General features: G+C 67.4%; 9 protein-coding genes. 3 read left to right on the top strand and 6 right to left on the bottom strand.

The window, feature by feature from the left end:
• Positions 1–124 precede the first annotated feature (124 nt).
• Complete coding sequence (locus BRX37_RS23570; protein ID WP_125989754.1) at positions 125–736, top strand: DJ-1/PfpI family protein; 612 nt, start codon at positions 125–127, stop codon at positions 734–736.
• Positions 737–743: 7 nt separating this feature from the next.
• On the opposite strand, the gene metW is transcribed toward BRX37_RS23570, so the two are convergent.
• The gene (metW, locus tag BRX37_RS23565) at positions 744–1337 is read right to left on the bottom strand and encodes a methionine biosynthesis protein MetW (protein WP_004208666.1); all 594 of its coding nucleotides are present in this window, start codon (positions 1335–1337) and stop codon (positions 744–746) included.
• Positions 1334–2464 (bottom strand): homoserine O-acetyltransferase MetX, encoded by a 1131-nt coding sequence (gene metX, locus BRX37_RS23560; RefSeq protein WP_010337325.1) that lies wholly within the window; start codon positions 2462–2464, stop codon positions 1334–1336. Before metX ends, metW begins: the two co-directional genes overlap by 4 nt.
• A 75-nt stretch (positions 2465–2539) precedes the next feature.
• Between metX and BRX37_RS23555 the strand changes: the two genes are divergently transcribed.
• Positions 2540–3499, top strand: a complete 960-nt coding sequence (locus tag BRX37_RS23555) for a 2-hydroxyacid dehydrogenase (protein ID WP_125989752.1) — start codon at positions 2540–2542, stop codon at positions 3497–3499.
• Positions 3500–3763: 264 nt separating this feature from the next.
• Here BRX37_RS23555 and BRX37_RS23545 read toward each other — a convergent pair whose 3' ends face one another.
• The 3 genes from BRX37_RS23545 to BRX37_RS23535 are packed head-to-tail and all read right to left on the bottom strand — an operon-like array spanning position 3764 to position 9640.
• Positions 3764–7336, bottom strand: a complete 3573-nt coding sequence (locus tag BRX37_RS23545; protein ID WP_125989748.1) for an error-prone DNA polymerase — start codon at positions 7334–7336, stop codon at positions 3764–3766.
• Positions 7333–8928 (bottom strand): DNA polymerase Y family protein, encoded by a 1596-nt coding sequence (locus BRX37_RS23540; protein WP_318276893.1) that lies wholly within the window; start codon positions 8926–8928, stop codon positions 7333–7335. Before BRX37_RS23540 ends, BRX37_RS23545 begins: the two co-directional genes overlap by 4 nt.
• Positions 8822–9640: an ImuA family protein gene (locus tag BRX37_RS23535; protein ID WP_069336130.1), complete on the bottom strand. Its 819-nt coding sequence runs from the start codon at positions 9638–9640 to the stop codon at positions 8822–8824. The genes BRX37_RS23540 and BRX37_RS23535 overlap by 107 nt, the downstream gene beginning before the upstream one ends.
• A 90-nt stretch (positions 9641–9730) precedes the next feature.
• On the opposite strand from BRX37_RS23535, the gene BRX37_RS23530 reads away from it, so the two are divergent.
• Positions 9731–10483: an isocitrate lyase/PEP mutase family protein gene (locus tag BRX37_RS23530; protein WP_125989746.1), complete on the top strand. Its 753-nt coding sequence runs from the start codon at positions 9731–9733 to the stop codon at positions 10481–10483.
• A 33-nt stretch (positions 10484–10516) separates the two neighbouring features.
• On the opposite strand, the gene BRX37_RS23525 is transcribed toward BRX37_RS23530, so the two are convergent.
• Positions 10517–12154 carry an alpha-N-arabinofuranosidase gene (locus BRX37_RS23525; RefSeq protein ID WP_125989744.1) on the bottom strand — a complete coding sequence of 546 codons (1638 nt, stop codon included), beginning with the start codon at positions 12152–12154 and terminating at the stop codon, positions 10517–10519.
• Positions 12155–12180 lie beyond the last annotated feature (26 nt).

Below are 12180 nucleotides of genomic sequence, written 5' to 3'. Positions count from 1 at the left end.
CTCCTGCGCCGTCACTCGCCTGCCATAGCCCCTTGCCCGCCCGCGCCCATGGCCTGCAAACTGGCCATGGGCGCGGGCGGGCAAGGGGCTATGGCAGGCGAGTGACGGCGCAGGAGGATGGCCCATGCAGATTGCGATACTGACGTTCGAGGGGTTCAACGAACTGGACAGTTTCATCGCCGCCGCCATCCTCAACCGGATGAAGCCGCAGGGCTGGGCCGCCTATATCACCGCGCCCGACGAGACGGTGACGTCGATGAACGGGGTGAGGGTGCAGCGGCAGCGGCCGCTGGACTTTGCGGCGCAAGCGGACGCGGTGCTGATCGGCAGCGGCATCCGCACGCGCGAGATTGCGGCCGATGCCGCGATGCTGGACCGGATCGCGCTCGACCCGGCGCGCCAGTTGATCGGGGCGCAATGTTCGGGCACGCTGCTGCTGGCGAAGCTGGGCCTGGTCGGCGACCTGCCGGCCTGCACCGACCTGACCACCAAGCCCTGGGTGGTGGAGGCGGGGGTGCGGGTGATCGATGCGCCCTTCATCGCCCATGATAAAGTCGCGACGGCCGGTGGTTGCCTGTCGGCGCCCTATCTCGCCGCCTGGATGATCGCGCGGGGCGGATCGATGGCGGATGCGGAAGCGGCGCTCCATTATGTCGCGCCGGTGGGCGAGAAGGCGGACTATGTCGCGCGGGCACGGGCGGTGATCGCGCCGTTCGTGGAAGCGGTGCCGGCCTGACGATCGGCTATCTGCGTAGCAGGAACACCGCATGTTCGGCGAACAGATTGGCGTTCGCATGGGTGGTTTCCCGGTCGCCTTTCAGGAACCACTGGCCATCGATGGTCCAGCCGCGATCCTTCACCAGCGCGCGGAAATCATCGACCGTCACATGATGGATGTTGAGCGTGTCATACCAGGTGTCGGGCAATAGCCGCGTCACCGGCATGCGACCGCCCCACAGCAGCGACAGGCGCCCGCGCCAATGGGCGAAATTGGGGAAGGAGACGAAGGCCTGGCGGCCGATGCGCAGCAATTCCTCCACCACCAGGTCCGGGCGCCGGGTCGTCTGCAACGTCTGGCTGAGGATCGCATAGTCGAAACTGGCGTCGGGATAATAGGCCAGGTCGGTGTCGGCGTCGCCCTGCACCACCGACAGGCCGCGGCCGACCGCGGCGGCGACATTGGAGCCGTCGATCTCCAGCCCGCGGGCATCGACCTGGCTGGTGTCGCGCAATGCCGCCATCAGCGCGCCGTCGCCACAGCCGACATCCAGCACCCGCGTGCCCGGCCGCACGGTGCGGGCGATCAGCGCGAGATCGGGGCGGAGAAGATCGCTCATGCCCGGCCACCGCGCAGGAAGCCATCGACCACGCGATTGAGTTCCGGGCTTTCAAGCAGGAACGCGTCATGGCCGAAGGGGCTGGACAGTTCGACGAAGCTGGCCTGCGCGCCCGAGGCGTTGAGCGCATGGACGATCGCGCGGGATTCGGCGGTGGGATAGAGCCAGTCGGTATCGAAGCTGACCAGGCAGAAGCGCGCCCGCGTTGCGGTGAAGGCGCGCGCCAGCGATCCGCCATGATCCTCGGCTATGTCATAATAGTCCATGGCGCGGGTGATGTAGAGATAGCTATTGGCGTCGAACCGTTCGACGAAACTGAGCCCCTGATGGCGCAGATAGCTCTCCACCTGGAAATCCGCGTCGAAGCCGAAGGTCTTGGCGTCACGGCCCTGCAGGCGCCGGCCGAATTTCTCGGTCAGGCCCGCTTCGGAGAGATAGGTGATATGCGCCGCCATGCGGGCGACGGCGAGGCCCGCGCTCGGTACCTTGCCATCGGCATAATAGTCGCCGCCGCGCCAGAGCGGATCGGCCATGATCGCCTGGCGCCCAACCTCGTGAAAGGCGATGTTCTGCGCGCTGTGCCGCGCGGTCGAGGCGATGACGACGCAACGTTCGACCCGGTCGGGGAACAGGGTGGGCCAGGTCAGCGCCTGCATGCCGCCCATCGACCCGCCGATCACCGCCGCCAGCCGATCGACGCCCAGATGATCGAGCAGCATCGCCTGCGCCCGCACCATGTCGGCGATGGTCAGCACCGGGAAGCGCATCGCATAGGGATCGCCCAGCGCCGGGTCGATGCTGGCGGGGCCGGACGACCCCATGCAGCTGCCGATGACGTTGGAGCAGATGATGAAATGGCGTGCCGGATCGACCGGCCTGCCCTCGCCCACCATGCGCCACCACCAGCCGGGCTTGCCGGTGACGGGGTGGTCCGATGCGACATATTGGTCGCCGGTCAGCGCGTGGCAGATCAGGATGACGTTGGATTTGTCCGCGTTCATCTGCCCATAGGTCTCATAGGCGATGTCGACCGGGGACAGGCTGGCGCCGCTCGACAGCGGCAGCGGACCGGGAAGGCGGGCCTGGCGGCGGAGGCCGAAACGTGTGTCAGGGGAAACGCTGGCCATGACATCGGGCTAAGACGAGGGAAAGAGGCTGTCAATTGGCGGGGCGGGGTGGCGATCGGCCTGCGCTGTCCCTAGATGGAGGGCATGACCGATCAGACCCGTCCGACCATCGTCGCCTATGGCCCGCTCTACCCCTATCTGACCGACCAGCTGGAGCAGCGCTTCACCGTCCATAATGTGGCGGCGGACGCGGATATGTCCGCGCCGCCGGCCGAGGTGCTGGAGGCGCGTGCGCTGGTCAGCTTCGGATCGGTCGGGGCGCCCGCCGCCATCATGGACGCGCTGCCGAAGCTGGAGATGATCGGGCTATTCTCGGTCGGCTATGACAAGGTCGATGTCGATCATGCGCGATCGAAAGGCATCCGCGTCACCAACACGCCCGACGTGCTGACCGACGATGTCGCGGACTTGGCCGTCGGCCTTCTCTATGCGACGGTGCGCAACATCGCGGCGAATGACCGGCTGGTGCGGTCGGGCGGCTGGGCGCGGGGCGAAAAGCCGGCGCTGGCGGGCCGGGTGACCGGCGCGACCATCGGTATATTGGGGCTGGGCCGGATCGGCCGGGCCATTGCCAGACGGCTGGAGCCGGTGGCGGGCGAGATCCTCTATCACAACCGCAAGCCGGCGGCCGACACCGCCTATCGCTATGTCGCCGACGCGATCGACTTTGCGCGCCAGAGCGAGGTCATCATCGTCGCCACATCGGGCGGGCCGGAAGCGGCCAAGCTGGTCGACGGCGCGATGCTGGACGCGCTGGGGCCGGACGGCGTCATCGTCAATATCAGCCGGGGCGGCGTGATCGACGAGGTGGCGATGGTCGAGCGGCTGGCCGACCGGCGCATCGCCGGCGCAGGGCTGGATGTGTTCGCGCACGAACCGCATGTGCCCGAAGCACTGTTCGCGATGGACCATGTCGTGCTGCAACCCCATCAGGGCAGCGCCACCGTCCACACCCGCAAGGCGATGGCCGACCTGGTCGTCGCCAATCTGGACGCCTGGTTTGCCGGCAAGGCGCTGCTGACGCCGGTGGTATAGGATGGGTGGGGAGCGGACTGTCCGAAAATCCTCCCCAAGCAAGCTTGGGGAGGAACTGGAAACGTCCGCTTTTGGTCGTTTCTTGCAAGTTCTAGCCGGCATCATCCTGACGAAAGTCAGGATCCATTCTGCGCTATGGCGGATGGGGAGCGCTGAATGGATCCCGAATCAAGTCCGGGATGACGGAACCGGCGAGGTCCGCTTTTCTGACCGACGATCGAACAAGCCGACGATAGTGAATCGCCGCTAGCCGTCCTTGCAATCTCAATGGAAGTCGCGCGATTTGGGTAGAATGCGCACGTCGCGGGGGTGACGGGCGGCGGGGGCGGCCTGTATCGGCGGTTCGGATTGCGACAATCGGTTGAGGTCGGCGGTGCGGTCGTGGATGCGGCTGGCCATCAGATGGACGACGCCTTCCTTGCTGCGCTGCACCTCGCCCTCGACCAGCATCAGACGGCTGGCCATGACCGGGCGGCGCTGCAGCTCGAACAGGCGCGCCCAGAGCAGGATATTGGTGATGCCGGTCTCATCCTCGATGGTGATGAAGACGGCATTGCCCTTGCCCGGCCGCTGGCGCACCAGCACCACGCCAGCGGTGCGGACGCGGGTGCCGTTCTTTGCCGCGCTGGTCTGGGCGCAGCTCAGCACGCCTTCGGCCGCGAACACCGGACGCAGGAACTGCATCGGATGGCCCTTGAGCGAGAGGCGGGTCACCGCATAATCGTCCATCACCTGTTCGGCGAGCGGCATGGCGGGCAGCATCGCATCCGTCTCCTCCCCCAGTTCGCGCGCAGCGCGGTCGTGCCGGCGGGCGGCGGCGAACAGGGGCAGTTCGTCCGAGGGGGTACGGCGCGCCTCCCATAGGGCGGTGCGCCGGTCCTGCCCCAACGAGCGGCAGGCATCGGCATCGGCCAGCAGCCGCAGCGCCCGCGCGGGCAGGCCGGCGCGCCGGGCCATATCCTCGATGCTGGTGAAAAGGCCGCCCTCCGCCCGCGCCGCCACCATCTGCGCAGCCCATTGTTCGCGGAAGCCATCGACCTGGCGCAGGCCAAGCCGCAGCGCCAGCGCCCGGCCGGTGCCTTCGCCCTTGTCCGCGCGACGGCTGCGCAACAGCGGTTCCAGGCCATTGTCCCAGCCGCTCATATTGACGTCGACATCATGGATGGCGACGCCATGCTCGCGCGCGTCGCGGACCAGCTGGGCCGGGGCATAGAAGCCCATCGGCTGGGAATTGAGCAGGGCGCAGGCGAAAATGGCGGGCTGGTGGCATTTGATCCAGGCCGAGACATAGACCAGCCGGGCGAAGGACAGGGCATGGCTTTCGGGAAAGCCATAGCTGCCGAACCCTTCGATCTGCTTGAAGCAGCGCGCGGCAAACTCCGCCTCATAACCGCGCGCGGTCATGCCGTTGATCATCTTCTCGCGGAAATGATGAATGGTCCCGACATTGCGGAAGGTCGCCATCGCGCGGCGGAGCTGATTGGCTTCGGATGAGGAAAAGCCGGCCGCGACGATAGCCAGCTTCATCGCCTGTTCCTGGAACAGGGGGACGCCATAAGTGTCCTTGAGCAACTTCTCCAACTCGTCTGGCGGGCCGAAGTCGGTACCGGGGCTGGGATAGTCGACCTTCTCCTCGCCGCACCGACGTCGCAGATAGGGATGCACCATATCCCCTTCGATCGGCCCCGGCCGCACGATCGCCACCTGCACCGTCAGGTCATAAAGGTTGCGCGGTTTGAGACGGGGCAACATGTTGATCTGCGCCCGGCTCTCGACCTGGAAGACACCGATGCTGTCGCCCTTGCAGAGCATGTCATAGACGGCCGGATCCCTTGATTGCAGATCGACGGTCAGGTCGTGGCGGCCCAGCCCATGCTGGTTCATCAGCGCATAGGCCCGGCGAATGCAGCTGAGCATTCCCAGCGCCAGCACATCGACCTTCATCAGGTTCAGCGCGTCGATATCATCCTTGTCCCATTCGATGAAACTGCGGTCGGCCATGGCCGCATTGTGGATCGGCACGGTCTCGTCCAGCCGATCCTGGGTCAGGACGAAGCCGCCGACATGCTGGGACAGATGTCGGGGGAAAGGCGCCTTGATCAATTGCTGGACCAGGGTGCGCAACCGCTGGATTTCACCATTGTCGAGGGCAAAGCCGGCATCCACGAAGCGGGCATCGCCAAGATCGCCCGAATAGCTGCCCCACACGGTTGCCGACAGGCGCATCACCACATCTTCGCTGAGGCCCAGCACCTTGGCGACTTCGCGCAGCGCGCTGCGCGAGCGATAATGGATGACGGTCGCCGCGATGCCGGCACGGGCCCGGCCATAGCGGCGATAGATATATTGCATCACCTCCTCGCGCCGCTCATGTTCGAAATCGACGTCGATATCGGGCGGTTCGTTGCGCTCCTCCGACACGAAGCGGGAAAAGAGCAGGTCATGCTCCATCGGATCGATCGATGTGACCCCGAGCAGGAAACAGACGATGGAATTGGCGGCCGATCCGCGCCCCTGGCACAGGATTGGCGGCTTCTGCGCGCGGGCGAAGCGCACCAAGTCATGCACCGTCAGGAAATAATAAGCGTAGTTCTGGCGCCGGATCAGGCGCAATTCCTGACCTATGAGCGCGCGCACCTTGGGCGGAAGCTGGCGGCCATAGCGCCGCCGGGCACGCCGCCGCACCATATCTTCCAGCCAGGCGTCCGGCGACCAGCCCGCCGGCACCGGCTCGTGCGGATATTCATAAGCGAGATCCTTCAGCGTGAAGTCGATCCCGTCGATGAAGCGGATCGTTTCCGCCAGGGCATCGGGACAGTCGGCAAACAGCCGGGCCATTTCCGTCGGCGATTTCATGTGGCGTTCGGCATTGGCCTGCAATCGGGTGCCTGCCGTCTTGAGCGTTACTCCTTCACGGATACAGGTCAGCACGTCCTGGAGGGGACGAGTGCCGGACGTCGCATAGAGAATATCGTTGGTCGCGATCAGTGGGATCCCGATGTCGCGGGACACCGCCTGCATCATCGCCACATGGCGGGCGTCTCGCCCCTGATAGCGCATCGACAGCCCCAGCCAGACGCGACCCGGCATCCTGTCCTGCAATTGCCGCGCGGCCTCCTGCCAACTGGGTGGCGAGGCGGGCGGGACCAGCCGCAAATGCCGAGATGGCACGGGGATAGCCTCATCCTCGAAGGCGTAATCGGGCGGGGCGTCATGCTCCTGCTGCGCCTGCGCCGTCGACAAGGGCAGGATGATCATCCGCCAGTCGTCGAGATAATCGAGCAGGTCGGCAAAATGCAGGATGCAGTCGCCCTTGATCGCCTTGATATTGCCCTTGGTCAGCAATCGAGTCAGCTTCCCCCAGCCTTGCCGCGATGCGGGATAGACGATGATATCGGGGGTGCCGTCGACAAAGACCAGCCGGGCGCCGACGATCAGGCGCAGGTCGGTTTCGCAGCCTGCTTCCTCTTCGGGCGTCAGGCTTTCGGGCTCACCCCGCGCCTTCTTGTCCTCCAGCAGCCTAGCGCGCGCATTTTCCGGCGCATCACGTAGCGCGACATAAGCGCGGACCACCCCGGCGACGCTGTTGCGATCGGCAAGGCCGATGGCCTTGAGGCCCAGGGCGATCGCTTCCCCTACCAGATCGGCGGGATGGGATGCGCCATGGAGGAAGCTGTAATTGCTGATCGCGACCATCTCGGCAAAGGACGGATCGGCCGGTGCCGGGCGCGGCGGGGCGGGTTTTGTGTTTTTTCGGGCTGCCTCGATCGCGTTCAATTCGCGCCGGTCGATCGATCGGGGTCTGGCGGGATCGGGCGGCGGTCGCCGGCCGCTCATGCGAACAGGCCGTGGATATACCAGCCGGGATGGACCGTCTCCGCGCCATAAAGGCCGTGGCGGAAGATCCAGTAGCGGCGGCCGCGCGCATCCTCGACCCGGTAATAGTCGCGGGTGCGGCCGGTGCTTTCGCCTTCGATCGCGCCGTCCTTGGCCTGCCACCATTGCGGCGCGATCCGTTCCGGCCCCTCGAACCGGGTGACTTCATGCAGGGTGCGGCGCCAGCGGAAGCGGTGGGGCGGGCCGTCGGGCACTTCCGCCACGACATCGATCGGCTGGGGCGGATCGAACAGATGGAGCGGACGCATCGGCGGGTCGCCGGGCTCGCCGACCGGCACCCAGCCTTCGGGCGCGCGATGCTCGACCGCCGGCAGCGCCAGCTGTGCCTGTTCGGGAATATGGCTGTCGCGTGGTTCCAGCCGCTGGATGCGGGCGCGCCCGGCGCGGATCGACAGGCGATCGACCAGCGCCTCCACCCCCTCGCTCTTGCGCGCCTCGCCCCCTTCCAGCGCAAGCTGGGTCGGCGCCATCGGGTCGGCGCGCGGCACGGTGAGGCGCAGCATGTCGAAGCCGAAACCGGGATCGAGCGGGTCGGACAGGCTGTCGATCCGTTCCTGGAACAGGCGCATGATCGCCGGCGCATCGCGGATCGGCAGGCTGGTTTCGACCCGGATCGGGAAGGCGAGGCCGTCGCTGCGGAAAAAGACCGCCTCGAACCGGCGACCGCCCTGGCCGCGCTCGGCCAATTGTTCACCCGCCTCCGCCGCCATTTCCGCCACGACTTTCACGGCATGGGCGCTGCTGCCCATCGGTTCGGCAAAGCGCCGTTCGACCCGGATCGCCGGGCGTGGGCGACGGGGGGCAAGCGGGCGATGGCCCAGGCCCAGCAGCGCATGGAGCGCGTCCACAGCCTCCTCGCCGAAGCGGGCGGCGAGCGCGGCGGCCGGGCGCGCGGCGAGATCGCCGACGGTGCGCAGTCCTGCCCGGCGGAGAGCCACCGCGCTCTCCGCCTCCAGCTCCAGCGCCTCGACCGGGAGGCGGCGCACCGCCGCATCCTCGTCAGGCGCGGGGGCGGCGGGGAAACGGGCGAGCGCATGGGCGGCCTCGGGCGATGCGGCGATGGCGTGGCGCACGCGCATGCCATGCCGTTCCAGCCGGTCGGTCGCGGCCTGCGCCAGTTCCGCTTCGCCATCCCACAGATGGGCGCATCCGCTGATGTCGAGCATCAGGCCATGGCCGGAATCGAGCGCGGCATTGGGGGTGTAGCGGGCGCAGCCGTCGCATAGCCGCTCCAGCCAATCCTGGTCGCCATGGGGATCGGCCTCGAACACGCGCAACTCCGGCTCGCGGGCGCGCGCATCGGCCAGCGTCATGCCGGGGGTGAGGCCCGCCGCCAGCGCATCGGCATCCAGCGTCGCGAGCCGCATCGCGCCGCGAACATTTTCCACCACCACCGCGGGCGCATCGCCCTGCGCGGCCCAAAGGTCAGGCCGCGCGATCCGCAGCCGATCGATCGGCAGGAAGGGGAACCAGAGCGCCAGATAGCGGCGCGCCGCCCTGCTGTCCGTCCTGTCCATGCTCATGGCGTTCATGCCGTCCGTCTCCAAAAGCCCCCTTTTCGCCATCCCATATCAGCCGCCAGGCCAGCCCGTCCGGCCCCGCCCGTCGCCGCAACAGGCTGAGGGCGAAGGCGCTGTGCCCCGGCGCATTGCCGGGCAGCGGATCGGATGGGGCGGCCGCCACCTGCCAGCGGGTTTCCGCCGCGCTGGGCACCGGATCGCCGCCGACCCGCAGCAGGAAGGCGGTGACGCCCGATTGTTCGGCCGCCAGCGCCAATCGCCGGCTGGCGGTGAGGTCGAGCAGCGGGGCGCGCCCGCGCAATTCGATCAGCAGCGCGCCAAGCGCGGGGCAACGCAGCCCCTCCACCGCGGCGCGCAGCAGCATTGCGTCATCGGCCATCAGCCCGATCAGCAGCCGGGCCGGATCCAGCCCCAGCGCGGCGAGGCCGGGGCCATAGGGCGATCCGCCCGCCTTTGCCGAAGCCATCGTGCGCAGCCAGAGCAGCGGCGCGTCATCCGCCGCCAGCCGGGCGAGGATCAGCGCCAGGCCAGCCGCCGCCCCTTCCTCCTCCGCCGCGCCGAACAGTTCATGCACCCGCCCGCGCAGGAGGCCGCCGTCGAGCGCCGCGTCGAGCCCGGCATGACCGGTCGCAAGCCGGGCACAGCCGACCGTCGGCGCTGGCGTCCGGTCCAGCGCCGCGATATGCCGCTTCAGCGCGGCGAGACTTTTGATCGACTCGCTCATTGCATTTGTTCCTGATATGTTCTTATTTCACGCGATTGGCTTCCCGAGTCAATCCGCTTGCCAATTCAGAGGACAAAGAAGGATTTCCTGATGACCGACACCGCCCGAAAACGCGCCGATTTCCGTGCCCTGCATCAGGATGGCTTTTTCCTGCTGCCCAATGCGTGGGACGCGGGCAGTGCGGTGCGGCTGGCGAAGAAGGGCTTTCGCGCGATCGCGTCGACCAGTGCCGGCGCGGCCTGGGCGGCGGGCAAGGATGATGGCGAACTGGGCCGCGACGCGGTGCTGGCGCATCTGGAAATGCTGGTCGCGGCGACCGACCTGCCGGTCAACGCGGATTTCGAAAATGGCTTTGCCGATGCGCCCGAGGATGTTGCCACCAATGTGACGCTGGCGGCGCAGACCGGCATTGCGGCCCTGTCGATCGAGGACTGGTCGGGCAGCGCGCTATATGACCTGCCGCTGGCGGTGGAGCGGATCGCGGCCGCGCGCGAAGCGATCGACCGGGTCGATCCGGCGCTGATGCTGGTCGGGCGCAGCGAGAATTTCCGCGTACCCGGCATGGCGCCGAGCGAGAGCATCGCCCGCGCCGTCGCCTATGCGGAGGCGGGCGCCGACTGCCTGTTCGTGCCTTTCCTGCTGGACCATGGCGCCGTCGCCGAACTGGTCGCGGCGGTCGCGCCCAGGCCGGTCAATATCGTCATCCATGATTATGACGCGGCCGGCATCGCCGCGCTGGCCGCGCTGGGCGTGCGCCGTTGCAGCATCGGCGCCAGCCTGGCCCAGATCAGCTGGGCGGCGTTCGACGATGCGGCCGGGCGACTGAAGGCGGCCGAGGGGTAAGGCCTCGGAGGTGGAGTAGGGGGCTAGGCGCCCTTACTCCACCGTCACCAATGTCACCGACTTGGACGGCAGGGTCAGCGCCACCTGGCCCTGCGCCAGCCGTGCCGGCAACGGGCCAGGCACGAAGGGATCGGCGCCCTCGAAGCGGATGCGGGTGTCGATGGTCGCGGCGGTCAGCGTCCGGGCGCTCGCCTTGCGCCATGCGCCCCCTTTCAGGTCGATGCGCACCGGCCGGGCGGCGGCGGGATCGAGATTGACGATGCTGAGGTGCAGCGCGCCCGCCGCATCCTTCGACGCCGACACGCTGAGCCCCGGCAGCCGCACCGCGCCCGCAACATAGTCGGGCGCCTGCACATCGACCGGGATCATCGTCGCATTCTGATGGACCTTGTAGAGGTCAAACACATGCCAGGTTGGCGTCACCACCATCTTCGCGCCCTGAGTCAGCACCAGCGACTGGATGACGTTCACCATCTGCGCGACATTGGCCATGCGCACTCGGTCGGCATGATTGTTGAAGATGTTGAGGCTCATCCCCGCAATAACCGCGTCGCGCAGCGTGCTTTCGAGATAGAGTTGCGAGGGCGCGTCCTTCTCGCTGTCGAACCAGGCGCCCCATTCGTCGACGGCGATCGCCACCTGCCTCTTGGGATCATAGCGGTCCATGATCGCGGCATGGCGGCGGATCAGTTCGTCGGTCAGATGGGCGCGGGCCAGCGCGGCCGCCCATTGGTCGGTGCCGAACCCGATATTGCGCCCCTTGTTGCGCCAGTCATTGCCGGCGAAGCTGTAGAAATGGAGCGACAGGCCCCACATCAGCGGGCGTTCGGTATTATAGGCGAGCGGCGTCGGGTTGGGGCGCCATTTCATCGCCTGCGCCATGACCTTTTCGGTCCATTCATAATCGTCGGTATCCGCGCCCACCGCGATCAGCTTCGCCCGCTCGCCCGAATAGGCGCGCAGGAAGGCGGCATAATGACGGAAGGCGGTGGCATAGGTGTCGGCGGTCATGTTGCCGCCACAGCCCCAGCTCTCATTGCCCACACCGATGAAGGGCACGGCCCAGGGCGCGGCATGGCCATTGGCGGCGCGTTCCTTGCCGGGCTGGCTGTCGGCCGGCGCGGTCATGTAGCGCATCCAGTCGTCCGCCTCGCGCACGCTGCCCGACCCGACATTGACCGACACGAAGGCCTTGGCGCCGATCTGGTCCAGGAAATCCATATATTCATGGGTACCGAACGCATTGGTTTCGGCCGACTTGTCCCAGGCGGCGTTGATACCGGCGGGGCGCTGCGCGGCCGGGCCGATGCCGTCGCGCCAATGATAGCCATCGGCAAAGCAGCCGCCCGGCCAGCGGATCACCGGCACCTTCACCTGGCGCAGCGCGGCGACCACATCGCTGCGGATGCCGCGCACATTGGGGATGGGGCTGTCCGGCCCGACCCATATGCCTTCATAAACGCCGCGGCCCAGATGCTCGACGAACTGGCCATAGATATTGGGATCGATGGTGGCGCCGGGCTTGCCGGTGTCGACGGTCAGGACGGCGCTGTCGCCGGGCGCAGCCGCCGGGGCCGATGCGCCGGCAAGGCCGGCGAGCAGGCCCGCCGTCGCCGCCAGCAGCGCCCGCCGCGTCCGCACCCAAGCCCGTCCCGAAAGCTGCACGCCCATGCCATCCCCTTCCTCAATTTGTCTGA

Source organism: Sphingomonas sp. S-NIH.Pt3_0716, from assembly GCF_003950715.1.
GTDB lineage: Bacteria > Pseudomonadota > Alphaproteobacteria > Sphingomonadales > Sphingomonadaceae > Sphingobium > Sphingobium yanoikuyae_A.
Note: the sequence above shows the minus strand (reverse complement) of the source record. Positions and strands in the feature narration are given on the sequence as shown.

Coding starts and splice junctions, on each gene's coding strand:
- BRX37_RS23570 (WP_125989754.1), top strand. CDS start 125: ATGCAGATTGCGATACTGACGTTCGAGGGGTTCAACGAACTGGACAGT.
- metW (WP_004208666.1), bottom strand. CDS start 1,337: ATGAGCGATCTTCTCCGCCCCGATCTCGCGCTGATCGCCCGCACCGTG.
- metX (WP_010337325.1), bottom strand. CDS start 2,464: ATGGCCAGCGTTTCCCCTGACACACGTTTCGGCCTCCGCCGCCAGGCC.
- BRX37_RS23555 (WP_125989752.1), top strand. CDS start 2,540: ATGGAGGGCATGACCGATCAGACCCGTCCGACCATCGTCGCCTATGGC.
- BRX37_RS23545 (WP_125989748.1), bottom strand. CDS start 7,336: ATGAGCGGCCGGCGACCGCCGCCCGATCCCGCCAGACCCCGATCGATC.
- BRX37_RS23540 (WP_318276893.1), bottom strand. CDS start 8,928: ATGAACGCCATGAGCATGGACAGGACGGACAGCAGGGCGGCGCGCCGC.
- BRX37_RS23535 (WP_069336130.1), bottom strand. CDS start 9,640: ATGAGCGAGTCGATCAAAAGTCTCGCCGCGCTGAAGCGGCATATCGCG.
- BRX37_RS23530 (WP_125989746.1), top strand. CDS start 9,731: ATGACCGACACCGCCCGAAAACGCGCCGATTTCCGTGCCCTGCATCAG.
- BRX37_RS23525 (WP_125989744.1), bottom strand. CDS start 12,154: ATGGGCGTGCAGCTTTCGGGACGGGCTTGGGTGCGGACGCGGCGGGCG.